At 72.9% G+C, this 22,409-nt stretch carries 20 protein-coding genes; 4 read left to right on the forward strand and 16 right to left on the reverse strand.

Features of this window, described 5'->3' with window-relative positions; translation table 11 throughout:
• Window positions 1-14: 14 nt before the first annotated feature.
• Window positions 15-509, forward strand: a complete 495-nt coding sequence (locus J8M51_RS34420) for a hypothetical protein (protein ID WP_086761771.1) — start codon at window positions 15-17, stop codon at window positions 507-509.
• 36 nt (window positions 510-545) lie between these two features.
• On the opposite strand, the gene helR is transcribed toward J8M51_RS34420, so the two are convergent.
• Both helR and J8M51_RS34430 read right to left on the reverse strand, forming a co-directional pair.
• Window positions 546-2,813, reverse strand: a complete 2,268-nt coding sequence (helR, locus tag J8M51_RS34425; protein ID WP_267299742.1) for an RNA polymerase recycling motor ATPase HelR — start codon at window positions 2,811-2,813, stop codon at window positions 546-548.
• Window positions 2,814-2,933: 120 nt separating this feature from the next.
• The gene (locus J8M51_RS34430; RefSeq protein WP_267299743.1) at window positions 2,934-4,238 is read right to left on the reverse strand and encodes a glycosyltransferase; all 1,305 of its coding nucleotides are present in this window, start codon (window positions 4,236-4,238) and stop codon (window positions 2,934-2,936) included.
• 327 nt (window positions 4,239-4,565) lie between these two features.
• On the opposite strand from J8M51_RS34430, the gene J8M51_RS34435 reads away from it, so the two are divergent.
• Window positions 4,566-6,134: a carbohydrate-binding protein gene (locus tag J8M51_RS34435; protein WP_086763130.1), complete on the forward strand. Its 1,569-nt coding sequence runs from the start codon at window positions 4,566-4,568 to the stop codon at window positions 6,132-6,134.
• Here the strand turns inward: J8M51_RS34435 and J8M51_RS34440 are convergent.
• The 6 genes from J8M51_RS34440 to J8M51_RS34465 form a co-directional block, all read right to left on the reverse strand.
• Window positions 6,121-7,002 (reverse strand): alpha/beta fold hydrolase, encoded by an 882-nt coding sequence (locus J8M51_RS34440; RefSeq protein ID WP_086763132.1) that lies wholly within the window; start codon window positions 7,000-7,002, stop codon window positions 6,121-6,123. The two genes, J8M51_RS34435 and J8M51_RS34440, sit on opposite strands and share 14 nt — an antisense overlap.
• A gap of 118 nt (window positions 7,003-7,120) precedes the next feature.
• Window positions 7,121-7,534 carry a VOC family protein gene (locus J8M51_RS34445; protein ID WP_086763134.1) on the reverse strand — a complete coding sequence of 138 codons (414 nt, stop codon included), beginning with the start codon at window positions 7,532-7,534 and terminating at the stop codon, window positions 7,121-7,123.
• A 151-nt stretch (window positions 7,535-7,685) separates the two neighbouring features.
• Window positions 7,686-8,573: a substrate-binding periplasmic protein gene (locus J8M51_RS34450; protein WP_086763136.1), complete on the reverse strand. Its 888-nt coding sequence runs from the start codon at window positions 8,571-8,573 to the stop codon at window positions 7,686-7,688.
• Between the two features lie 77 nt (window positions 8,574-8,650).
• The gene (locus tag J8M51_RS34455; protein WP_267299744.1) at window positions 8,651-9,433 is read right to left on the reverse strand and encodes an amino acid ABC transporter ATP-binding protein; all 783 of its coding nucleotides are present in this window, start codon (window positions 9,431-9,433) and stop codon (window positions 8,651-8,653) included.
• Window positions 9,430-10,257, reverse strand: coding sequence for an amino acid ABC transporter permease (locus tag J8M51_RS34460; RefSeq protein WP_086763050.1), 828 nt, complete (start codon window positions 10,255-10,257; stop codon window positions 9,430-9,432). The genes J8M51_RS34455 and J8M51_RS34460 overlap by 4 nt, the downstream gene beginning before the upstream one ends.
• On the reverse strand, window positions 10,254-11,495 hold the full coding sequence (locus J8M51_RS34465; RefSeq protein WP_267299745.1) for an amidohydrolase: 1,242 nt from the start codon (window positions 11,493-11,495) through the stop codon (window positions 10,254-10,256). Before J8M51_RS34465 ends, J8M51_RS34460 begins: the two co-directional genes overlap by 4 nt.
• A 158-nt stretch (window positions 11,496-11,653) precedes the next feature.
• On the opposite strand from J8M51_RS34465, the gene J8M51_RS34470 reads away from it, so the two are divergent.
• Complete coding sequence (locus tag J8M51_RS34470) at window positions 11,654-12,814, forward strand: ArsR/SmtB family transcription factor (protein WP_267299746.1); 1,161 nt, start codon at window positions 11,654-11,656, stop codon at window positions 12,812-12,814.
• Window positions 12,815-12,876: 62 nt separating this feature from the next.
• On the opposite strand, the gene J8M51_RS34475 is transcribed toward J8M51_RS34470, so the two are convergent.
• From J8M51_RS34475 to J8M51_RS34510, 8 genes are all read right to left on the reverse strand, one after another.
• Window positions 12,877-13,929, reverse strand: coding sequence for an ABC transporter substrate-binding protein (locus tag J8M51_RS34475; protein ID WP_086759849.1), 1,053 nt, complete (start codon window positions 13,927-13,929; stop codon window positions 12,877-12,879).
• A gap of 31 nt (window positions 13,930-13,960) precedes the next feature.
• Window positions 13,961-14,746, reverse strand: coding sequence for an ABC transporter ATP-binding protein (locus tag J8M51_RS34480; RefSeq protein ID WP_216591320.1), 786 nt, complete (start codon window positions 14,744-14,746; stop codon window positions 13,961-13,963).
• Between the two features lie 473 nt (window positions 14,747-15,219).
• Complete coding sequence (locus J8M51_RS34485) at window positions 15,220-16,338, reverse strand: FecCD family ABC transporter permease (RefSeq protein ID WP_086760874.1); 1,119 nt, start codon at window positions 16,336-16,338, stop codon at window positions 15,220-15,222.
• Entirely contained in the window at window positions 16,335-17,336 is a 1,002-nt protein-coding gene (locus J8M51_RS34490) for a FecCD family ABC transporter permease (protein ID WP_086760876.1), read from the reverse strand. Before J8M51_RS34490 ends, J8M51_RS34485 begins: the two co-directional genes overlap by 4 nt.
• Before the next feature lie 128 nt (window positions 17,337-17,464).
• Window positions 17,465-18,061, reverse strand: a complete 597-nt coding sequence (locus tag J8M51_RS34495) for a tellurite resistance TerB family protein (RefSeq protein WP_086760878.1) — start codon at window positions 18,059-18,061, stop codon at window positions 17,465-17,467.
• Window positions 18,062-18,216: 155 nt separating this feature from the next.
• Complete coding sequence (locus tag J8M51_RS34500) at window positions 18,217-19,824, reverse strand: DEAD/DEAH box helicase (RefSeq protein ID WP_086760880.1); 1,608 nt, start codon at window positions 19,822-19,824, stop codon at window positions 18,217-18,219.
• A gap of 94 nt (window positions 19,825-19,918) precedes the next feature.
• The gene (locus tag J8M51_RS34505; RefSeq protein ID WP_005483357.1) at window positions 19,919-20,122 is read right to left on the reverse strand and encodes a cold-shock protein; all 204 of its coding nucleotides are present in this window, start codon (window positions 20,120-20,122) and stop codon (window positions 19,919-19,921) included.
• Window positions 20,123-20,475: 353 nt separating this feature from the next.
• Window positions 20,476-21,273, reverse strand: coding sequence for a hypothetical protein (locus J8M51_RS34510; RefSeq protein WP_267299747.1), 798 nt, complete (start codon window positions 21,271-21,273; stop codon window positions 20,476-20,478).
• A 176-nt stretch (window positions 21,274-21,449) separates the two neighbouring features.
• On the opposite strand from J8M51_RS34510, the gene J8M51_RS34515 reads away from it, so the two are divergent.
• Window positions 21,450-22,397 (forward strand): hypothetical protein, encoded by a 948-nt coding sequence (locus J8M51_RS34515; protein WP_216591319.1) that lies wholly within the window; start codon window positions 21,450-21,452, stop codon window positions 22,395-22,397.
• Window positions 22,398-22,409: the final 12 nt, after the last annotated feature.

The raw sequence follows: 22,409 nt of genomic DNA on the forward strand, positions 1-22,409 counted from the left end.
GAGAACGCCACGCCATGACGACCATCGCGGTGACCGGGCACCTGGACCTGACCGAGGCGAGTGTGCCGCTGGTGCGGGCGGCGTTGGACGATCTGCTGCGGCCCTACGCCGGGGACGGCGGCCCGCTCGTCGGGGTGTCCTGCATCGCCAAGGGCGCCGACACCCTCTTCGCGGAGGCCGTGCTCGCCGCAGGGGGACGGCTGGTGGTCGTCGTGCCCTCCCGGGACTACCGCCGCAGCACGGTCGAGCCCGAGCACGGCGCCTCCTACGACCTCCTCGTCGAGGCCGCCGAGGAGGTCGTCGCGCTGCCCCACGAGACGTCCGACCCGTACGCGTACGAGGCCGCCAACGCCGTACTCATCGAGCGGGCCGACCGCCTCGTCGCCGTATGGGACGGCGCACCGCCCACCGGCAGGGGAGGCGGCACCGCCGACGCCGTCCTCGCGGCACGCGCGGCCGGCGTCCCCGTGGACGTGGTGTGGCCGGACGGAGCCGCTCGCCGCGGCTGACCACCGCCTCGGCCACGCGCCGTCAGCCACTCGCCCTCAGCCGGTCGTCAGGATGACCAGCCGCTGTGTCGCCCTGGTCATCGCCACATAGTGGTCCACCGCGCCCTCGACGCCCTCGCCGAAGTTCTCCGGGTCGATGAGGACGACCAGGTCGAATTCGAGGCCCTTGGAGAGTTCGGGGGTGAGGGAGCGGACACGGGGGTTCGTGGGGAGGTGGATCGCGGAGCCGGGGGTGGTGATGACGCAGGCGATGCCGTCGTCGGTGGCGGAGAGCCAGGTGTCCAGGGTCGTGGTGAGGTCCGAGGCCGGGCCGTGGTGGACCGGGACGCCGTTGGCGCGGATCGAGGTCGGGACGTTCGCGTCGGGGAGTACGGCGCGGATGACCGGCTCGGCCTCCGTCATGATCTCCTCCGGGGTGCGGTAGTTGATGGTGAGGGAGGAGAGGGTGACGCGGTCCAGGCCCACCCGCTTCAGGCGGTCCTGCCAGGACTCCGTGAAACCGTGCCGCGCCTGGGCCCGGTCGCCGACGATCGTGAAGCTGCGGGACGGGCAGCGCAGCAGCAGCATCTGCCATTCCGCGTCGGTCAGTTCCTGCGCCTCGTCCACGACGATGTGGGCGAACGGGCCCGCCAGCAGGTCGGGGTCGGCGGTGACGAGTTCGGAGTCGTCGACCAGGCTCACCTGGGCGTCCTCGCCCCGCAACATCGTCACCAGGCCCTCGCCGTCGTCCCCGTCGGCACCGGAGTTGGAGACCGCCTCGATCAGGTTGTCCACCACCTGGGTCATACGTTCGCGCTGGGCGGCGAGCGTCGCGGCGTGGCGGCGTTTGCGGCGGGCGGTCTCCGGGTCGCCGAGGCGCTGCCGGGCCGCGTCGAGAAGGGGCAGGTCGGACGTCGTCCAGGCCCGCGGCTCCTCGCGCTGGAGGAGCCGGACCTCGTCACGGCTCAGCCAGGGGGCGCACAGGCGCAGATACGCCGGTACCGTCCACAGGTCCCCGACCAGGTCCGCCGCCTCCAGGAGGGGCCAGGCCCGGTTGAAGGCCGTGACCAGGTCCCGGTTCTGCAGGAGGGCCCGGCGGAGGAGGGCGGGGGGTACGACCGTCTCCGCGTCCGGGTCCGCGCCGGGGGCGGCGGCCGCGGCCCCCGCCTCGTGCTTGTCCGTCAGGATCGTGAGGAGTTCCTCCCAGACCTGGTGGCGGGCCTCGTTGTGCGGGGTGCCGGGCTCCGCCGCCTCGAAGGCCGCGGTCCAGTCGGCGGCGGTCAGCCGGATGTCGGACCACGGCGTCGTGACCGTCATGCCCTGGGCCGGCGGCTCCTCGTAGAAGCGGACGGCCTTCTCGATCCCGGCCACCAGCGCCGCCGACGACTTCAGGCGCGCGACCTCCGGGTCCGGCTCCACGCCGGCCGCCGCGCCCTCCTCGACCAGGTCGCGCAGGATGCACGTCTGCACACCGTCCTCGCCGAGGCTCGGGAGGACGTCGGCGACGTAGGAGAGGTACGGGCGGTGCGGGCCGACGAAGAGGACGCCGCCCCGGCGGTGGCCGAGGCGGGGGTCGGCGTGCAGGAGGTACGCGGAACGGTGCAGGGCCACGACCGTCTTGCCGGTGCCGGGGCCGCCGTCGACCACCAGGGCGCCGCGTGAACCGGCGCGGATGATCGCGTCCTGGTCGGCCTGGATGGTGCCGAGGACGTCCCGCATGCGCTCCGAGCGGTTGGCGCCCAGGCTGGCGATGAACGCGGACTGGTCGTCGAGGGCGGCGGTGCGGTGGTGGTCGGCGCGGTCGTCCAGTTCGGACGCGGAGAAGACCTCGTCCCAGTAGTCGTTGATACGGCCGTTCGCCCAGCGGTAGCGGCGGCGGCTGGCCAGGCCCATCGGGTTGGCGTGGGTCGCGCCGAAGAAGGGCTCGGCGGCCGGGGAGCGCCAGTCGATCAGCAGACGGCGGCCCGTGGTGCTGTCGGTGAGGCCCAGACGGCCCACGTGGACGGGGTTCTCCGGGTCGTCCGCACTCACCATGTGACCGAGGCAGAGGTCCAGGCCGAAGCGGCGCAGGGTGCGCAGCCGGGCGGTCAGCCGGTGGATCTCCGTGTCACGGTCCATCGCCGCCCGGCCCATGCCGCCGGGGGCCCTGCGGGCGGCGTCCAGCTGGGCCGACACCTCGGCGATCGACTCTTCGAGGCACCGCGCGAGCGCCGCGAAGTGCCGCTCGTCGGCGGCGATCAGGGCCGGGTCGGCCTTGGCGGAGAGACGGTCGGGGAGGGCGAAGGCGGTGCCGGGGGTGGTGGGGTGGGTGGCCGGGGGGTTCATCTCAAGAGCTCCGAACGTCGTCTTCTGTCTGATCCGCATACTTCCGGGTGGCCGCGCCGCCGTGTCGCCGGCCGTGCTGCCGTGTCGTCGGCCGCGCCGCAGGGTCGCCGCGCTTCCGGGTCACGGGGCGTACTCGTCGAAGAGCCGCCGCGCCGCTCTCGACGCCCCGTCCGGCTCGACCAGCCCCGCCACCTCCGCCGCCCGCTCCCGCGTCTCGGGCGCCAGCGCCATCTTCAGCGCCGCCGACAGGGACTCGAACGCCGGGGTCGGTCCGTCGTGCGCCACACCGATGCCCAGCTCGGCGACCCTGCGCGCGAAGTACGGCTGGTCCCCGCCCTGCGCCACCACCACCTGGGGCGCGCCCGCCCACGTCGCCGTGGTCGTCGTACCCGCGCCACCGTGGTGGACGACGGCGGCGACACGGCGGAAGAGCGCGTGGTGATTGGCCTCGCCGAGGACGAAGCAGTCGGCGCGGCCGTCCCGGACCTCGCGGCCGTCCCGGACCTCGCGGCCCTCCCCGCCCTCCCGGCCGTCGACGACCCCCAGCTCGGCCCAGCCCCGGGAGACGATCGCCCGGCGGCCCTGCGCGCGGACGGCCTCGACGGACGCCCGGGCGACCTCCGCCGAGCCACCGATCGCGCCGCCACCGAGCACCATGCTGCCGAAGCCGATGTACACCGGCGGCGCCCCGGCGTCCAGGAACGTCAACAGCCCGGCCGGCAACGGGCGTTCGTCCGGCACGATCCACGTACCGGTCTGTACGACGTCGGGGCTGGAGGGGCCCCACGGATCCAGCACCGGATCCGTCGCCAGCCACGGCCGCCGCGTGAAGACGTGATCGCGCAGGCCCGTGCCCCGTCCCTCAGCCCCCTCCAGCGGCGGCAGCCCGACCGACGCCCGATGATCGTCGTACACCTCACCGAACAACGCGTCCGCGCTCCCCGCGTCGAACTCCCACAGCGCCCGGTTGTCGGTCACGCCCACCGGCAACGGCCGCCCCGGCCGCGGCATCGGCGGATGGTGCGGCGACGGCAGGGACACGGACTGGAAGCTCGCGTACACGTACGGGAGGTCCAGCTTCTCGGCCACGGACCGCACGCAGGCCGCGGCGGGCAGCAGTCCGCTCGCCACCAGCACATCGCACCCCTCCGCGGCCCTGGCGACCGTGTCGAACTCCGCGAGGAGTTCGGCCGCGCGCCGGGGCACGCCTTCCGGCCCCGGCGGTGTCGCCCCGGTCATCAGGGCGCGCACCGGCCGGCCGAACGGCACCAGCGGTACGTCCACGTCGGCCAGCCGCCGCGCGAACTCCTCGTCCGGCGGCGCGCACACCCGCACCTCGGCACCGAGTCCACGCAGCCGGACGGCGAGTCCGACCAGCGGCTCGACGCCCCCGCGCGAGTCGTAGTTGGCCAACAGCACACGCATCGAAACGCCCCCGGTTCTCGTCGACAGTGGCTCAGGCCGAGGATTCTGCGGCACCACGGGGGCCTTGCCGCAAGCCCCCCGGTGCGCTATACGTTGAGACAGGCAAGGAGAGGACGCGGACCTCCTTGCTTTTTTTGTGCGCGCGATCGTTCACATCCTCGGACGATGTTCATCAGGGCACCTCATACACCCTCTCGGTTCATCCATGTGAACAAATCTGCGTCAGATCTATTGACGTGCTCAAGTCACCCCCCGACACTCGCCCACAGAGAAAGCGCTTTCTCCATTGGATCGCTCTGGCTGGACCCTCATCCCTGGAGACCGACGATGCTCACAAGACCCATCCCCGCCACGGCGAGCGCGGCGCTGCTCGCGGGCCTGCTGGTCACCTTCTCCACCGCACCTGCGCAGGCCGCGACCACCCGCTACGAGGCCGAGACGGCGCCCGCCGTCTGCACCGGCACGATCGACTCCGACTGGACCGGCTACTCGGGCGGCGGATTCTGCAACGGCACCAACGCCGCGGGCGCGTACGTCCAGTTCACCGTGACCGCACCCGCATCGGGCACGGCGACCCTGTCCGTCCGCTTCGCCAACGGCACCACCGCCGCACGGGCCGCGACCGTCACCGTGAACGGGACGACCGCCGCGACCACGTCCTTCGAGTCCACCGGTACCTGGACGGCGTGGACCACCAAGACGCTGACGGTCCCCGTCACCTCGGGCAGCAACGTCATCCGGATCAACCCCACCGCCGCCACCGGACTGCCCAACATCGACCACCTCGACGCGAACGTCCCCGACGGCTCCACCACACCGCCGCCGGCGGGTTCCGCGCTGTACGTCTCCCCGACCGGGACCGACGGCGCGGCCGGTACCGTCTCCGCCCCCACCACCCTCACCTCGGCCATCAGCCGGATCACGGCCGGCGGGACGATCTACCTGCGCGGCGGGACGTACGCCCACGCCTCCACCGTCACCATCCCGGTCGGCAGCTCCGCCACCTCCGCCGCCCGCACCACCCTGACCGCCTACCCGGGCGAGACCCCGGTCCTCAACTTCTCGGCGCAGAGCGAGAGTTCGTCGAACCGGGGGCTCCAGCTCAACGCCTCGTACTGGCACGTCAAGGGCCTCGTCGTCGAGCGGGCCGGGGACAACGGCATCTACGTCGGCGGCAGCAACAACGTCATCGAGCGCACGGTCACCCGCTTCAACCGGGACACGGGGCTCCAGCTCGGCCGGATCTCCTCCACCTCGCCCAGCGGCGAGTGGCCCGCCAACAACCTGATCCTCAGCGCCGAGTCGCACGACAACGCCGACTCCGACGGCGAGGACGCGGACGGATTCGCGGCGAAGCTGACGACCGGGTCCGGGAACGTGTTCCGGTACGCCGTCGCCCACAACAACATCGACGACGGCTGGGACCTCTACACCAAGACCGACACCGGGCCCATCGGACCGGTGACCGTCGAGGACTCGCTCGCCTACGAGAACGGCACGCTGAGCGACGGCTCCCAGGCCGGCAACGGCGACCGCAACGGCTACAAGCTCGGCGGCGACGACATCGCCGTCAACCACATCGTGCGGCGCAGCATCGCCTACGACAACGGCAAGCACGGTTTCACGTGGAACAGCAACCCGGGCACCATGGCCGTCTCGGGGAACGTGAGCATCGACAACACCGAGCGGAACTTCAACTTCGACGGCGGCACGTCGGTGTTCCGCGACAACACCTCCTGCCGGAGCGGCAGCGGTACGAACGACCGGATCATCGGCAGCTCCGACAGCTCCAACCAGTTCTGGTCCGGGACGAACGGGTCCCGCTGCTCCGCGTACTCCGGCGGGCTGAACTGGTCCTTCGCCGGTGACGGCAGGCTGAACGTCAGCTTCGGCTGACCGACCCGTGTGCCGTGCCGGTCCCCTCGACGAAGGCCGTCACGGCACGCGCGTACGCCTCTGGGTGGGTCACGTGCGGGATGTGGCCCGCGCCCTCGAAGGTGTGGGTCGCCGCCTGGGGGAGGGCCTCGGTGAGGCGGGCGGTGATCGGGGCGAACCACGGCAGTCCGGCGGTGCCGCCGGTGAGGAGGGCCGGGCCGGTGTAGGCGGCGAGGCGGGGGAGGTCCAGGTCGTCCCAGTGGGGGTCGTCGTGTTCGTCGAGGAACGTGGGGGCGTTGGCCAGGAAGGTCTGCCGGACCGGGGGCGGGAGCCGGTCCCAGGTACCGGGGCCGAGGGCGATCTCGTCGGTGAACTGGCGGGCCGCCGCCGGGTAGTCGCCCGCGCGGAGGTGGGCGAGGACGGAGGCGAACTTCCCGGCGATGTCCGTGAGGAGGGGCGGCCGTGGGTCGAGCGTGCCGGGACCGCCGTGGCCGTCGGGACCGTCGGGACCGTCGCCCACGATCCCCGTCAGCGGCGGGTCGTGGGCGACCAGGCCCAAAAACAGGTCGGGGCGGTGGGTGGCCAGGCCCAGCGTGGTGGAGGCGCCGAAGGAGTTGCCCGCGACGTACGCCGGGGCGAAGCCGAGGGTTTCCATCAGGGCGGCCAGGTCCTCCTCGTCCTCACGGCGGGTGCCCTGTCCCGGTGGGCGTTCGCTGCGGCTGTGGCCGCGGCGGTCGTAGACCAGGACACGGAAGCGTTCGGTGAGGGCGGGGAGGACCGGGATCCAGTTGTGGTGGTCGCCCCAGGAGCCGTGCACCAGGACCAGCGGGTCACCGGAACCGGCCGTCTTGTAGAACAGCTCGACGCCGTTCGCCTTGGCCCAGGGCATGGTGGGTCTCCTCGTCCGCCGGGGTCGGTGGCCGCCACCGTCCGGTGGTGCCGTGGACCTCAACGAGGCGTCGCACCCGTGGGTTGTGCGCGCGCCGGACGCGGTGCGTCCTGGGTGATCAGCCCTGCGCCCCGCTGATGTTGACCATCCACGGGACGCCGAAGCGGTCCGTGCACATGCCGAAGACGTCGCCCCACATCTGCTTGTCGAGGGGGACCGCGACGGAGCCGCCCTCGGAGAGCTTCTCCCAGTAGCCGCGCAGCTCGGTGTCGTCCTCACCGCTGAGGCTGACGGAGAAGCCGCCGCCCGGCCGGTACTCCATGCCGGGCGGGGTGTCGGCGCCCATGAGGGTGAAGCCGTTCGGCGCCTCCAGCATGCCGTGCATGATCTTGTCGGACTCCGGGGCGTCCGGCTGGCCGAAGCTGCCGAAGGTGTTCAGCGACAGCTCGCCGCCGAAGACCTCCTTGTAGAACTCCAGCGCCTGCCGGGCGTCTCCGTCGAAGCTGAGGTAGGGATTGAGCCGCGAGACCATGAGAACCTCCCTGAAACGGACAAACAGGTATGCGATCGGTTGTCCGGAGACTAGCCCCCGGCACTGACAACGGCATGCCGGGAGCGAAGGCGAGGGCGGGTCCACCGGAGCGCGAGGACGGCGGCGAGGACGTCTCGGGGCGGCGTGGTGGTCAGATCTTCGTCGGTTCCAGATCCGTGCCGGCTATCTGCGAGGCCAGCTTCGGGCGGACCGTGAGCAGGTCGGCGGCGATGGGGTCGTGGAAGTACTTCCGGTAGAGCCTGACGTAGGTGCCGTCGTCGATCATCGCGTCGATCTGGGCGTCGAGGTCCTTGACCAGCTTCGGGTCGCCGTTCTTGCGCAGCGGGAACGCGCTGCCCTGGAGGCTGTCCAGTTCCACCGCGACCCGTACGGGATGCCGCTCGGCGTACTCGTCCGCGTCGGCGCCGCCGAGGACGACCGCGTCGACGCCGCCGGAGAGGAGCTGGGTGATCAGGGCGGTCTGGTCCTTGAACTTCACCAGTTCCGCCTTGCCCATCTCCCGGTCGACGAAGGTCTCCTGGACCGAGCCGCTGACCGCGCCGACCCGCCGGCCCGCGAAGTCCTGGAGCGCGTCGAACGTGCTCGCCTTCCCCGTCTTCAGGGTCACCACATCGGTGAAGCCCCAGTAGTAGGGGGCCGTGAACGCGACCTGCTTCTTGCGTTCGGCCGTGGCGCCCACCCCGGCCACGCCGATGTCGTACTGGCCGGCGGACAGGCCCGCGAGGATGCCCTGGAGGTTGGTCGTCTTGTACTGGATCTTCACCCCGAGCCGTTTCGCGGCCTCGTCCATCAGGTCCACGGCGAATCCGCTGGGGTTGCCGGAGGCGTCCGTGACGGCGAAGGGCGGCTGTTCGGCCTGGGTGGCGGCGGTGATCACACCGCCGCGGACCGTGTCGTACGGGTCGGTCGCGGAACCCGCCGCCTCGCTGTCCCCGCCGCAGCCGGTGAGCGGGAGGAGCAGGGCGAGGGCGAGGGCGGAGGTGGCGGCGCCGGTCAGCAGTCTTCTGTTCACGGTCATGGCTGTCGTTCCTTCTGTGGGTTCGGGCCGTGGGTTCGGGCGGAGGGTTCGGGCGGACGGCTCGGGCGGGGGTGGCGTCACAGGACCTGGGAGAGGAACTGGCGCAGGCGCGGATGCCGGGCGTCCTCGAACAGACGGTCGGGGGTGTCGATCTCGGCGAGGCGGCCGTCGTCCATGAAGGCGACACGGTCGGCGGCCTCGCGGGCGAAGCCCATCTCGTGGGTGACGACGGCCATGGTCATCCCGCCGGACGCGAGGTCCCGCATGACGGCGAGGACGTCCTTGACCAGCTCGGGGTCGAGGGCGGAGGTGGCCTCGTCGAAGAGCATCACCTCGGGCTCCATGGCGAGCGCGCGGGCGATGGCGACGCGCTGCTGCTGACCGCCGGAGAGCCCGCCGGGCCGCCGACCGGCGAAGGCGGCGAGGCCGACCTCGGCGAGCCGGCGGTGGGCGATCACCCGGGCCTCGTCGCGGCCCAGGCCCTTGACCGAGGTCAGGGCGACGGTGACATTGCGCTCGACGCTCATGTGCGGGAACAGGTTGAAGTGCTGGAAGACCATGCCGATCCGGGCACGGGCCCCGTCCACGTCGGCCCGCGGGGCGGTCAGACAGGTCTCGCCGAGCCAGATCTCCCCGGAGTCGGGGGTCTCCAGCAGGTTGAGGCACTTCAGGAGGGTGGACTTGCCGGAGCCGGACGGTCCGATGAGGCACAGGGTCTCGCCCCGGCGGACGTCGAGGGTGATGTCCCGCAGCACGGTCGTCCTGCCGTAGCTCTTGAACAGGCCGGTGACCTGGAGGGCGGCGGGCGGGGCGGGGGTGACGGTCACGCCGGCCGGGGCGGGGGGCTTGGTGGTGGTCATCGGGGCTCTCCTCCGCCGGAGCCGGACTCGCCGACGCGTACAGGGGTTTTCGGCAGGTCCGGTTCGGTCGGGGCCGGGTCCGGCGGTACGGCCTCGGGGCGCGGGCCCTCGCGCAGCCGGCGGTCCAGGTGGTTGACGAAGTAGGTCAGCGGGATCGTGAGCGCGAGGTAGCTGATACCGGCGGCGATGAGGGGAGAGGAGTTGTACGTACGGGCCACCTCCTCCTGCGCGATGAAGTACAGCTCGCGCTGCCCGGCCGCGAGGCCGAGCAGGTAGACCAGCGAACTCTCCTTGATGTCCTTCACGAACTGGCCCGCCATCGCGGGCAGCACACGACGGACGCCCTGCGGTACGACGATCAGCCGCATCGCCGTCAGATAGCCCATGCCGAGGCTGCGGGCCGCCTGCAGCTGGCCGGCGTCGACGCTCTGGATGCCGGAGCGGAAGATCTCCGCCGTGTAGGCGCCGGAGATGATGCCGATCGCGAGGATCGCGTAGCCGAAGGGGTCGGTGCCGAAGGGCCGGATACCGGCGGCGGGCAGCCCCACCCCGACCAGCATCACCGTGATGATCACGGGCAGGCCCCGGAACACGTCCACGTAGAGGCGGGCGGGGAGCCGTACCCACCAGCGTTTCGACAGCAGCAGCATCGCCGCCAGCAGGGCGATCACGATGCCCAGCACGATCGCGCCGGCCGCGATGACCAGGGTGTTCAGCAGGCCCTCGGTGAGGAGGCGGGGGAAGGTGCGGGCGATGAGGTCCCAGTCGAAGAAGGTGTCGACGAGGGCGTCGGAGGCGGTGGTGGACGAGGCGGGCGCGGTCATGACGGCTCCTCGGCGGGCGGCCGGGCGGCACCGGGTGAGGCACGGTGGGCGGAGGCGGTGAACTCCTCGCGGGCGGCGGCCAGAAGGGCCGGGTCGGTGAGGAGTTCCAGGGCCAGGGCGGCCAGGGCGGTCGCGATCGTCTCCGTCGCGTCATGGGCGCGGGGGGCGCGGGCGGCCTCACGCATCCGCGTGGAGTGGCCGGGGGTGTCCCGGTCGCAGATCTGGACGTACGGGTGGATGGTCGGCAGGGCGACGGAGACGTTGCCGATGTCGGAGGAGCCGGCCGGGTTCGCCGGTGACGGGGGTTCCAGGAGCAGACCGAGGGCGGCGGCGTGGTCGGCGAGCCGGTCGGCCAGGACCATGTTGTTGTCGCGCTCGGCATAGCGGGGCGCGGTCTCGGTGTGCTCCACGGTGGTGCCGGTGGCGATCGCCGCGCCGTTCGCCGCCGCGAGCACCCGGGGCAGCAGGGCGTCCAGGGCGGGGGAGGTGGCCTCCCGGACGTAGATGTCGACCTCGGTGCGGTCGGGGACGACGTTCGGGGCGGCGCCGCCGTCCGCGATGATGCCGTGCACCCGGGCCGTGGGCGGCATGAACTGGCGCAGCGAGTCGACCGCCGTGAGGAACAGCTGCGCGGCGGCGGCCGCGGAACGGCCCTCCCAGGGGGACTTGGCGGCATGGGCCGCGACACCGTGGAAGGTCAGCCGCAGGTGACTGGCGGCCAGGGCGTGCCGGGCGCGCAGACCGCGGTCGGCGGGGTGGAACATGAGCGCCGCGTCCACGTCCCGGAAGACACCGCGCTCCAGCATCAGGATCTTGCCGCCGCCGCCCTCCTCGCCCGGGGTGCCGATCACCTTCAGGGTGCCGGGGTGGTCGGGGCGTACGGCGGCGACGGCGAGGGCGGCGGTGAGACCGCCGGCCGCGATGAGGTTGTGGCCGCAGCCGTGGCCGATGCCGGGGAGGGCGTCGTACTCCAGCAGCAGGGCGATGGTGGGGGCGCCGGTCGCCGTGTCCTCGGCGGCGGCTCCCCGGTGGGTGGCCGTGAACGCTGTCGGGAGGCCCGCCACGCCCTTGTCCAGCTCGAAGCCGGCGGCGGCGAGACGGCCGGACAGCTGCTCGACGGCGTAGTGCTCCTCGAAGCGGGTCTCCGGGGTCGCGTGCAGGTCGAGGCTGAGTTGTTCGAGCGCGGGGCGGCGCTCGCGCACGGCGTCGCGGAGTTCCGCGAGGGCATGAGGGTTCATGGCGACTCCGGGGGTCCGGGGAGGGATGGGGGGAGTGGGCCGGGGCGGGCCGGGCCTGGGTGGGATTGCCGGAACCGTAGGCCCGGCGGAGGGTGCTCTCTACGATGGTTGTCGCGGTCGCGGTAACCATCGGGGGACCGGGCGGCCTGGAGGTCTCCATGAGCGTCGTCCTCTCCCTCGCCGGGGCGCCCCCGTCCCGGGTCGCGGTCGGCTCCTCGCCCCTCGCCGAACTGACCGCCGCGCTGCACGCCTACACCGAGGCCGAGCACCACCCCCGGGCGATCCACTGGGCACGCGGGCTGGAGACACACGGAACGGCCCCGGACCCCGACGCGGCCCCCGCCCTCACCCCCACCTCCACTCCCGCTCCCACCCCTTCCGTCTCCGCGCTCGACGCCGCCCTCCGGCGGCGGGTCAGGGAGTGGGCGCCGCTGTGGTCGTCGTACCGGGCCCGGTATCTGCTGCCGCTGGGCGCGGTCGGGGACCGGTCGCTCGCCGCCGAGCTGGAGGACATCGCGCGGCTGCCGCTGCCGCTCTTCGCGGAGCTGACGGCGTACGCGATCCGGGGCGGGAACTCCGGGATGCCGCTGGACCGGGTGCTGGAGCGACAGGCCCAGCGGGAGGGGCTGTTGGAGGCGGCGGAGCGGCGGTCGACGGCCCGCTCGGAGCTGGCGCGCAGGCTGCTGCACGCGCCCGAGTCACTGCGTACGGATCTGCTGGACCTGCTGGGCCGGGCCGCGCTGGCGCTGGAGCCCGATCTGACGCGGGCCGCGCGGGGCATCTCGGGTCAACTGCCCGGGCTGCGCAGGGCCGTCGAGCACGACGGGCCCGGCCGGGCGCTCGCCGCACTGGACCCGGCGGCCGTGTACCGGGACGAGCCGCCGCGCGTGGTCTTCGACAAGTTCCACCACGGCATCGTGAACGTCGCCACCACCCCCGTACTCGTCGTCCCGTCGGTGTTCGGCGGCCCGCATCTGCTGGTCAAGCACGAGCCGGGGTTCGCGGCGGTCGTGCAGTACCCGCTGCTGCCGGAGAGCGACGACCAGCCCGGCTACGCGACCGTGCACCGGCGGCTGGAGGTGCTGCGAGACCCCGGGCGACAGCGCATCGCCCGCGCCATCGCCCGGGAACCGCTCACCCCCTCCGAGCTGGCCACCCGCAGCGGGATGTCCCTGCCCCAGGTCTCCCGGCATCTCGCCCGGCTGCGCGAGGCCGGCCTCGTCACGGTCGAGCGCGACGGCCGCCGCGCCTACTACCAACTCCACCTGGAGCGCGTACGCCGGCTCGGCGACGACCTCCTCACGGCCCTCTTCCACTGACCGGCTCCGGCGCGCGCCCGGCGAGCGGGGGCGTCTCCCCGGCCCCTGGCGGGACTTGCCGGCTACCGCTGGGTGAGGTGGTCCTCCAGGTCGCCCAGCACCTCGTCGGCCGCGGTCACGCCGAGGCCCAGGTACCAGGTCTCGTCCGGGACGTCGTACGCGTGACCGGCCTTGACGGCGGAGAGGTTCTTCCACAGCGGGTTGCCCTGGGCCTTGGTCCGGTCGGTGGCCTTCGGGTCGCCGTACACGCCGGTGAAGATGTAGTCGGCGTCGGCCTGGTCGATGTTCTCGGCGCTGATCTCGGCGGCGAGGTCCTCGATGTCCTGGTTCTTCGGGCGGGGCACGCCGACGTCCTTGAGGATGGTGCCGATGAACGAGGCGTTGGCGTAGAGCCGGATCACGCCGTCGGGCATGTAACGCACCATCGAGACGGTCGGCTTGTCCGCGCCGAGCTTCTTGCCGAGGGTGTCGGCCTTCGCCCGGTACTCCGCCAGGTTCTCCTTCGCCTCCGCGGTCCTGTCGAGGGCGGCGGCGTTGAGGAGGTAGTTCTCCTTCCAGGTGAAGCCGGGGCGGACGGAGAACACGGTCGGCGCGATCTTCGACAGCTCGTCGTACTTGTCGGCGGCGCGCAGCTGGCTGCCGAGGATCAGATCGGGCTTCAGCGCGGCGATGGCCTCCAGGTTGAGGCTGTTGATCGTGCCGACGTTCTTCGGGCTGCCCGCGTCCTTGCTCAGATACGACGGCAGCTCCGGCGACCCCTCGGTCGGCGCGAGCCCGACCGGCTCGATGCCCAGCGAAACAACGTTGTCGAGCTCGCCGACGTCGAGCACGACCACGCGCTTCGGCTGCGCCTCGATCCTCGTCTCGCCCATGGCGTGCTCGATGGTGCGCGGCCACTCGCCGGGCTCGGCGTCGGTGCCCATCGCGGCGGTCTTCCTCGCGGCGTCCGCGAAGTCCTTGCCGCCCTTGGCGACGTCCTTCTTCTTGTCGGCGGCCCCGGCGCCGGACCCGGAGCCCGACCCCTCGCCGCCGGAGGTGCCGCCGCACGCGGTGAGGGCGAGCGCGGAGGCGAGAACGAGGGCTGCGGCGGCGCTGCCGCGGCGGCGGAGGGACATGGGGGCTCCCGTCATAGAACTTAGGTACCCCTTACTTTATGGGCTTCCTGTGGGCCGGAATGGCGGGGACGGTGTGCTTCCGGACACCTCCCGGCGGGCCCGGCACCACCAGCGGATCACCGGTCACCGGGTCCGGTACGACGACGGAGGCGAGCCCGAAGACGTCCTGGACGAGGCCGGCGGTGACGATGTCGCCGGGCGGGCCCTGCGCCACGATCCGGCCCGCGCGCATCGCGATCAGATGGTCGGCGTAGCGGGCGGCCTGGTTGAGGTCGTGCAGCACGGCGACCACGGTCCGGCCCCGCTCCCGGTTCAACTGCCGTACGAGATCCAGTACTTCAACCTGGTGGGCGATGTCGAGGTAGGTCGTCGGCTCGTCGAGGAGCAGCAGGTCGGTGTCCTGGGCGAGGGCCATCGCGATCCACACGCGCTGCCGCTGGCCGCCGGAGAGTTCGTCGACCGGGCGCTCGGCGAGATCGGTGGTCCCGGTGCGCTCCATCGCGTGGGCGACGGCCGCCTCGTCGGCGTCGGACCACTGCCGCCACCACTTCTGGTGCGGCTGCCGCCCGCGCGAGACCAGGTCGGCGACCGTGATCCCCTCCGGCGGCACCGGGGTCTGCGGCAGCAGCCCGATCACCTGCGCGATCCGCCGCGTGGGCACGCTCGCCAGCTCCGCCCCGTCCAGCAGCACGGCCCCCCGCCGCGGCTTCAACAACCGCCCCAGCGCCCGCAACAGCGTCGACTTCCCACACGCGTTCGGCCCCACGATGACGGTGACCTTCCCGTCCGGCACCTCCAGATCCAACTCCTCGACCACCGTCCGCTCCTCATAGGCAAGCGTGAGCGAACGAGCGACGAGCCGACCGCCGACAGCGGGAGCGCCCTGCTGGACCGGCCCCGCGCCGCCCCGCCCGGCCGGCGCTGCGTCGTCCTGTCCGGCGGTGCCGGAGGCGTCCCTCTCGGCCGGGCCCGGGGTCTTGTGCTCGCCGGTGCCTGAAGCGCGCGGTCCGGTGGTGTCGGAGGCGTGTTGCGTGGCGGGGGCTGTGTCGTCCTGCCCGGTGGTGCCGGAGGGGTCCTGCTGGGCCGGACCCGAGCTGTCCCCCGTGGCCGACGCTGCGGCGTCCCGCCCGGCCGGCGCCGCAGTGTCCCGTTCGGCGGGGCCGGAAGCGTCCCCCTCGGCCGGACCCGCGCCGTCCCGCGCGTCCCGCGCTGGAGTGGTCCGTCCGGTGGGCCCGGAGGTGGCCCGTGCGGTGGAGGCCGGAGTGTCCGGGTCTGTGGGGTGGTCGGGGGTCACGCGGTTCCTCCGGAGCGGTTGCCGCGGGTGCGGATGATCAGCCACATCAGATAGGGGGCGCCGACGAGGGCGGTGAAGACGCCGACCGGCAGTTCCAGCGGGGACAGCAGCTTGCGGGCGAGGACATCGGCGACGACCACGATCAGCGCGCCCGTGAGCGCCGAGCACACCAGCGGGGTGTGCGGGGTGCGGGTGAGCCGCCGGGCGATCTGCGGGGCGAGCAGGGCCACGAAGTCGACGGGGCCGGCGGCACCGGTCGCCACGGACGCGAGGACGACCCCGAGGACGCTCAGCCCCAGCCGGACCCGGCCGAGCCGGATGCCGAGCGCGGTGGCCGTGTCGTCGTCGAACGCCGCGCTCCGCTGCGCGCGGGCCGCCCACAGCAGGAACGGCACGAGCAGCAGCAGGACCGTGGCGAGCGGCGCGGCCTGGTCGTAGCCACGGCCGTTGAGCGACCCGGTGAGCCACACCTTGGCCTGCTGGGCGACCAGATAGTCCCCCTTGGTGACCAGCAGCCGGGTCAGCGAACCGAGCGCCACCGAGATGCCGATGCCGACGAGCACGAACCGGGAGGCGCTGAGCCCGCCCCGCCAGGCGAGCAGATAGACGAGCAGCGCGGCGAGCAGCCCGCCCGCGACGGACACGTACGGCAGCGTGTCGTACGAGGTGAGCCCGAAGGTCATCGCGGCGACCGTCGCCGCGCCCGCGCCATGGGTCACCCCGATGACGTCGGGGCTGGCGAGCGGATTGCGGGCCATGGTCTGGATCAGCGCCCCGGCCAGCCCGAACGCGACCCCGACGAGCAGCCCGGTCACCAGCCGGGGCAGCCGCAGCGTCCCCACGACCAGTTCGTCGGGGCTCGGCAGCCCGAACAGCACCCGTACGACCTCGGACGGCGGGACGAAGGCCTCCCCGACACACAGCGAGACGACCACCGCGCCCGCGAGCAGCACCCCGAGCACCCCGGCCACCACGAGGGCCCGCCGGTGCACCAGGAAACTGCTCCCGCGGCCGGCCCGCACGACGAGATGCCCGGCGGGCCGCACGGAACGGGCGCCGGAGCCGGAGGGGGTGCCGGAAGCCGCCGCGGCCTGCGGGTCGTCGACGTACGTCATGCCGCCACCGCCTTCCTCCGTACCAGGACGATCAGGAACGGCACGCCCGCCAGCGCGGTCATGACGGCGACCGGGACCTCGGCGGGCCGTACGACGACACGGCCGAGGACGTCGGCGAGCAGGAGCATCACCGGGCCGAGCAGCGCGGCCATCGGCAGCAGCGTCCGGTGGCCGGGGCCGACGAGGGCGCGGGCGATGTGCGGGACGGCGAGGCCGACGAAGGCGATGGGCCCGGCCGCGGCGACGGCGGCACCCGTGAGCACGGTCGCGCCCAGCGCCCCGGACGCCCGCAGCAGCGCCACATTGCGGCCGAGGCCCCGCGCGATGTCGTCGCCCAGCGCGAGCGCGTCCAGCCCGCGGGCCATGGCCAGGACCAGCAGCAGCCCGGCGAGCAGGAACGGCCAGACCTGACCGGCGATCGACGCGTCCCGCCCGCTGACCGACCCGACGTCCCAGAACCGGAACTCGTCCAGCGCCCGCGCGTTCGTCGTGAGGATCGCCGAGACGACGGAGGCGAGGAACGCGTTCATCGCCGCCCCGGCCAGCGCCAGCTTCACCGGCGACACGCCCCCGCGCCCCCCGCCGGCGACCGCGTAGATACAGACCGCCGCGATCCCGGCGCCCGCGAAGGCGTACCAGACGTATCCGGTCAGGGTGTGCGTGCCGAGGAAGGCGATGGCGCAGACGACGCCCAGCGAGGCGCCCTGGCTGATGCCGAGGATGCCGGGCTCGGCGATCGGGTTGCGGGCGATGCCCTGCAGCACCGTGCCCGCGACGGCCAGCGCGGCGCCGACGAGTACACCGATGACGGTCCGCGGCACCCGCAGCGCCCGGACGACCTGGGCGTCGTCGCTCGTGCCGCCGTGGACCAGCGCGTCCCACACCGCGGAGGGCGGGATCGTACGACTGCCCACGGCGAGGCTGAGCAGCACGGCCAGTGACAACAGGACCAGGGCGGCGACCAGCCAGCCGACACGGCGACCCACGACTCCCGACACGGACCCTTCTCCCACACTTTCCGCACTCAGGCAGCTGAGGCTTGCCTAAGCGTACGTGGTGGGAGAAGGGTGCCATTCCTGCCGGGTGCTGAGGAGCTCAGGAGGTCAGGTGCCCGTGCGCTCGGGGCTCAGAGGCCGAACTCCTGCGGAGAGAGGTTGAGGACCGCGCACGCCTCGCGCAGCACCTGCTCCTCGGTCTGCGCGATGTACCCGTCCGCGCCCGCGATCACGAAACCGGTCTGGACGACCGCCCGCGCCTCCGTCGGCTTCTTCGCGGCCTTGGCGATCTCCTGCATGGCCTCGGCCTTGCCCTGCTGGAAGTTGCGGGTCAGCGACTCGACGTGCTTGTGGAAGCGCTGCCGCAGCTGGTCGGCCGGGAAGTTCTGCAGGACGTCGTTGTTCAGGATCAGCGACTCGACGTGCTGCTGCTCGGCCGGGTCCACCTGTCCGTCGGCGGCGGCCACCAGGGCGCACATGGCCATGCTGGCGTCCCGGTACGCCCCGCTCTTCAGCTCCGTCTTGAGGGAGGTGAGCTGGGACTTGAGCGCGCTCACCAGCTGGGCCTTCGACCCGCCGCCGGACCGCCCGGATCCCGAGGACCCGCCGGTGCCCGTCGACCCCAGGGGCCCCGCGCCCGGCCTGCCGTGTCCGCTGCCGCCCCGCGCTCCCTGCGCCTGCTGCTGCAGACCCTTGGCCTGGTCCTTGATCCGATCCCACATCGCCATGCGTGCCACCTCGGCTTCAGCCCGTGTCGTGCCGGTCGTTCCGGTCGTCCGCGTGCGTTCCGCACGTCTTCCTGTGAACGGCTCCTACCCCCTCAGGAGTTCCACGGACGACCTGGCCCCCGTGCGACGCGGTTCGTGGCGGCCCCGAACCGGTCTCAGCGACCGCCGTTGCCCTTCGCGGGCGCGCGGCGGCGGCCCTGGCCGGGACGGCTCCGGCGGCTCCGCGACGCCGAGGGGCGGGCGGGCGGCTGCTCGGTGACCGGCGGGGCGAGGACGACCGGGACACCCGAGGGGGCCTGGGCGCCGGTGATGCGGTTGAGGTCGGCGTCGCCGGAGCGGACCCGGGTGGTCGTCGGGGTGATCCCGGCGACGGCCATCAGCCGGGTGACGTCCCGGCGCTGGTGCGGCAGGACGAGGGTGACGACGGTGCCGGACTCGCCGGCGCGGGCCGTACGGCCGCCCCGGTGGAGGTAGTCCTTGTGGTCGCCCGGCGGGTCGACGTTGACGACGAGGTCGAGGTCGTCGATGTGGATGCCGCGCGCCGCGACGTTCGTGGCGACCAGGGCCGTCACATCGCCGTCCTTGAACTGCTTCAGGGCCCGGTTGCGCTGCGACTGCGACTTGCCGCCGTGCAGCGCGGCGGCCCGCACACCGACCGCCAGCAGCTTCTTGACCAGCCGGTCCGTCGCGTGCTTGCTGTCCAGGAACATGATGACCCGGCCGTCGCGGGCGGCGATCTCGGTGGTCGTGGCGTGCTTGTCGTCGTCCTCGATGTGCAGCACGTGGTGGTCCATCGTGGTGACCGCGCCCGCGGACGGGTCGACGGAGTGGACGACGGGGTCGTGCAGGTAGTCGCGGACCAGCCGGTCCACGTTACGGTCCAGGGTCGCGGAGAACAGCAGTCGCTGGCCGTCGGGCCGGACCTGGTCGAGGAGTGCGGTGACCTGTGGCATGAAGCCCATGTCGGCCATCTGGTCGGCCTCGTCGAGGACGGTGATGGCGACCCGGTCCAGCCGGCAGTCGTCACGGTCTATGAGGTCCTTGAGGCGGCCGGGGGTGGCGACGACGACCTCGGCGCCGCCGCGCAGCGCGCTCGCCTGCCGGCCGATCGACATGCCGCCGACCACGGTCGCGAGCCGCAGCCGCAGCGCGCGGGCGTACGGGGTGAGGGCGTCGGTGACCTGCTGGGCCAGTTCCCGGGTGGGGACGAGGACGAGTGCCAGCGGCTGCCGGGGCTCGGCCCGCTGTCCGGCGGTACGGGCCAGCAGCGCGAGGCCGAAGGCGAGGGTCTTGCCCGAGCCGGTGCGGCCCCGGCCGAGGACGTCCCGTCCGGCCAGTGAGTTCGGCAGCGTCGCCGCCTGGATGGGGAACGGCTCGGTCACACCCTCGGCGCCGAGTGTCTCCAGCAGCCGCGCGGGCAGTCCCAGTTCACCGAACGCCTCGACCGCGGGCAGCGCGGGCGTCACGGTGACGGGCAGCGCGAACTCGCCGCCGACGACGGCCACGGGGGCGCGCCCACCGCGCCGGCCGCCCCGCCCGTTCCTGGGCGAGCCGTTCTTCGAGGCACCGGCCGACTTCGCGGCTCCGCCCCTCGATGTGCCGCTCTTCGGAGCTCCGGTCCCGGACCCCGTCCCCTGGGCGCGGGCGCGGTTGCCTCGCGCCGTGCCGGCGGCGGTGGAGCCCTTGTCCGTGCGCGCGGCCGAGCCCTTCTCCGTGCGGGAGCGGGAGGAGCTGCTGTCGTTCGTACGAGCCGTGCGGTTCATGGGGACCTTCCTCGATGCGGCGGCGCCTGTCGCACATGAGCCGGGGCCCGCACCCTTCGGGCGCGGGCCCCGGCTCATGCGTTAAGCGTCAGCGTCAGGCGGGAACGATGTTCTCGGCCTGGGGGCCCTTCTGGCCCTGCGTGACGTCGAAGGTGACCTTCTGGCCTTCCTGAAGCTCACGGAAGCCGGAGGTGGCGATGTTCGAGTAGTGGGCGAAGACGTCGGGGCCGCCACCCTCCTGCTCGATGAAGCCGAAGCCCTTTTCCGAGTTGAACCACTTCACGGTGCCGGATGCCATGCTGAAACTCCCTTGATGCAGTGCCCGGAGCCCACACTTTGCGGACCCGGTGTCGCAGCACGGTTCGACCCGACGGGAAGATCTGAAAAGTCCCGGAAAGCCCCGGAAACAACAAAGAGTGCTCGTCGACGGAAGGTCGAAGAGCACTCAGAAGCCTCTGGTAACCAAAACTGCCACTTCATGTCAAGGTAGCACAGGCTCGGGGTGTGCGGTGTGAGACACCGGACACCCCGAGCGAAAATCTGTGCCGGGATTTCCACGGCCGGTGCGTGCGCGGCCGAGTGCCGGACCGGGCGGACAGGGGAAAAAGTCGGTCCGCTACGCCGGCCGGGTGAAGCGCGGGCCGCCCGTCCTCACCCGGCGGCCCCGGGCCAGGACGGCGGCGGCTGCTGCGGAGCCGGGGGCTGCGGGGCCGGCGGTTGGGCCGGCGGGTACGGCTGGGCGGGTCCGGGGAAGGCCGGTCCCGGGAAGGCGGGGCCGGGGGCCGCGGCGCCGGCGGGGCGACGGGTGGCGAGGGTGGTGGTCACGGTCGCGCCGAGGGCCAGCAGGCAGGCGACGGCCAGCAGATAGAAGCCGGCGCCGAAGGTGGTGGTCCGGCCCTCCCCGTCCCACTGGGTGTCGTTGAACGCCTCCGTCAGCACCGACAGCGTCGTGCCGAGGAGCAGGACCGCGCCTGCGACACCGAGCGCGGGGCCCAGCGGGAGCCGGCGGGCGCGGCCGGTCAGCAGGAGCACGGCGGCGGCCACCGCGGCCAGGGCGCCGAGGAGCAGCAGGAGGCCGGAGAACTGCGTGACCGACTCCATCTCCCCGCCGATGTCCCCGCTGGTGTACGACCACGCCTTCGCGACGGTCTCGTAGACCGGCTCCTCCTCGTCGCCGAGGTGCTGCACCGACTTGTCCAGCGTGGCGAAGGAACTGCCCACGGCGAGGAGGGCGCCCGGTATCAGCAGCGCGCCGGAGGTGCGGTCGGCCGCCGCCGCCGGGTCCCCGGGTGGGGCGGCGGGTCTGCCGTAGCCGGTGGGCGGCGTGGTCGCGTAGGGAGGGGGCGCCCCGTGCTGCGGGGGCGGGGCCCAGCCGGGCGCGGGCGTCGTCGGCTGGGGCGAAGGGGCGGGCTGGCCCGTGTACGGGCCGGACTGCGTCGGTTCCGTCATCTTCCGATGGTAGAGAGCGGAGATCGTGTGCATAAGGTGAACTGCACTGCCAGAAAGGGCAGTTGGGGATAGAGTGCTCGGCCTTTCCGCCGGCTCGCCCGCCGGTCGTCATATCGGATCCGCATACGTCCATCTCGAACCATCACTGTGCGACCAAAATTCGTTACTCTCCGGCCATGGCTCTCCTCGGTCGCCGACGCAGCACGACCAGACTCGCTCCCGAACTCGACGACTCCGACCTGGGGAAGGTGCGCAAGCGCCTTGTGGAGAGGGGGAGTTCGGGCGGCCGCAGTCTCGCGGTGGCGATGATCGAGCAGTTGCTGCGCGACAGCGGCCGGGACTGGGACCGCCGGGCCCACCGGATCGGTGTCCTCGCGGAGTCGGCGTCCCCGGCGTTGCAGCGTTCCTGGGTCGAGGAGCAGACCCGCGAGCCGGACGCCCATCTGCTGTTCGCCTGGGGTGTCCTGCTGCGGGCGCGGTACGAGGAGCAGCCGGTGCCGGGGGAGACCCGGGAGGCGCTCGACGCCTGTGAACAGGCCGCCGCGCTGCGGCCGGAGGACCCCACGCCCTGGGTGGTGCGCCTCGGTCTGCTGCGGCTGTGGCGCCGGCCGGCCGCGGAGGTCTTCCCGCTCTGGGACGAGATAGTCCGCCGCGATCCCTGGCACCGCGAGGCGCACTTCCAGATGCTCGGCTATCTCTCGCCGTGGGAGTGCGGCTCGCACGCGCAGACCGTCGACTTCCTGGACCGGGTGCGCGCGGGAGCGGCTCCCACGGCCCCGACGGCGGGCCTGGAGATCGCCGCCCTGATCGACCTCTACCAGGGCACCCTCGACCAGGGCGGCCTGGAGGCCCTGACCGCCGTCCACCTGTGGAGCCGTCCGAACGCCGTGGCGGCCCTGAACCGCGCTCTGGCCGACTGGCCCCGCCCCGGCCATCTGACCCACGCGGCGGCCGTCGCCGACCTCAACCTGCTGGCGTACGCGCTGGTGCAGGCGAAGCGGCACGGTGAGGCGGTCGAGGTGTTCCGCGCGATCGGCGGCGCGGTCACGCCGTACCCCTGGGCCCTGGAGAACGGGGACCCCCTGCAGACCTTCACGGGGTGGCAGCAGCGGGCGTTGGGCTGACCGGGGGGTGCG

The sequence above is a fragment of the Streptomyces griseiscabiei genome (assembly GCF_020010925.1).
GTDB lineage: Bacteria > Actinomycetota > Actinomycetes > Streptomycetales > Streptomycetaceae > Streptomyces > Streptomyces griseiscabiei.

Excerpts from the sequence above, each read along its gene's own strand:
- J8M51_RS34465 (WP_267299745.1), bottom strand. The coding sequence starts at position 11,495 with ATGAACCCTCATGCCCTCGCGGAACTCCGCGACGCCGTGCGCGAGCGC.
- J8M51_RS34440 (WP_086763132.1), bottom strand. The coding sequence starts at position 7,002 with ATGCCCTGGGCCAAGGCGAACGGCGTCGAGCTGTTCTACAAGACGGCC.
- J8M51_RS34420 (WP_086761771.1), top strand. The coding sequence starts at position 15 with ATGACGACCATCGCGGTGACCGGGCACCTGGACCTGACCGAGGCGAGT.
- J8M51_RS34475 (WP_086759849.1), bottom strand. The coding sequence starts at position 13,929 with ATGTCCCTCCGCCGCCGCGGCAGCGCCGCCGCAGCCCTCGTTCTCGCC.
- J8M51_RS34495 (WP_086760878.1), bottom strand. The coding sequence starts at position 18,061 with ATGGCGATGTGGGATCGGATCAAGGACCAGGCCAAGGGTCTGCAGCAG.
- J8M51_RS34460 (WP_086763050.1), bottom strand. The coding sequence starts at position 10,257 with ATGACCGCGCCCGCCTCGTCCACCACCGCCTCCGACGCCCTCGTCGAC.
- J8M51_RS34510 (WP_267299747.1), bottom strand. The coding sequence starts at position 21,273 with ATGACGGAACCGACGCAGTCCGGCCCGTACACGGGCCAGCCCGCCCCT.
- J8M51_RS34435 (WP_086763130.1), top strand. The coding sequence starts at position 4,566 with ATGCTCACAAGACCCATCCCCGCCACGGCGAGCGCGGCGCTGCTCGCG.
- J8M51_RS34450 (WP_086763136.1), bottom strand. The coding sequence starts at position 8,573 with ATGACCGTGAACAGAAGACTGCTGACCGGCGCCGCCACCTCCGCCCTC.
- J8M51_RS34470 (WP_267299746.1), top strand. The coding sequence starts at position 11,654 with ATGAGCGTCGTCCTCTCCCTCGCCGGGGCGCCCCCGTCCCGGGTCGCG.
- J8M51_RS34445 (WP_086763134.1), bottom strand. The coding sequence starts at position 7,534 with ATGGTCTCGCGGCTCAATCCCTACCTCAGCTTCGACGGAGACGCCCGG.
- J8M51_RS34430 (WP_267299743.1), bottom strand. The coding sequence starts at position 4,238 with ATGCGTGTGCTGTTGGCCAACTACGACTCGCGCGGGGGCGTCGAGCCG.
- J8M51_RS34515 (WP_216591319.1), top strand. The coding sequence starts at position 21,450 with ATGGCTCTCCTCGGTCGCCGACGCAGCACGACCAGACTCGCTCCCGAA.
- J8M51_RS34505 (WP_005483357.1), bottom strand. The coding sequence starts at position 20,122 with ATGGCATCCGGCACCGTGAAGTGGTTCAACTCGGAAAAGGGCTTCGGC.
- J8M51_RS34485 (WP_086760874.1), bottom strand. The coding sequence starts at position 16,338 with ATGACGTACGTCGACGACCCGCAGGCCGCGGCGGCTTCCGGCACCCCC.
- J8M51_RS34455 (WP_267299744.1), bottom strand. The coding sequence starts at position 9,433 with ATGACCACCACCAAGCCCCCCGCCCCGGCCGGCGTGACCGTCACCCCC.
- J8M51_RS34500 (WP_086760880.1), bottom strand. The coding sequence starts at position 19,824 with ATGAACCGCACGGCTCGTACGAACGACAGCAGCTCCTCCCGCTCCCGC.
- helR (WP_267299742.1), bottom strand. The coding sequence starts at position 2,813 with ATGAACCCCCCGGCCACCCACCCCACCACCCCCGGCACCGCCTTCGCC.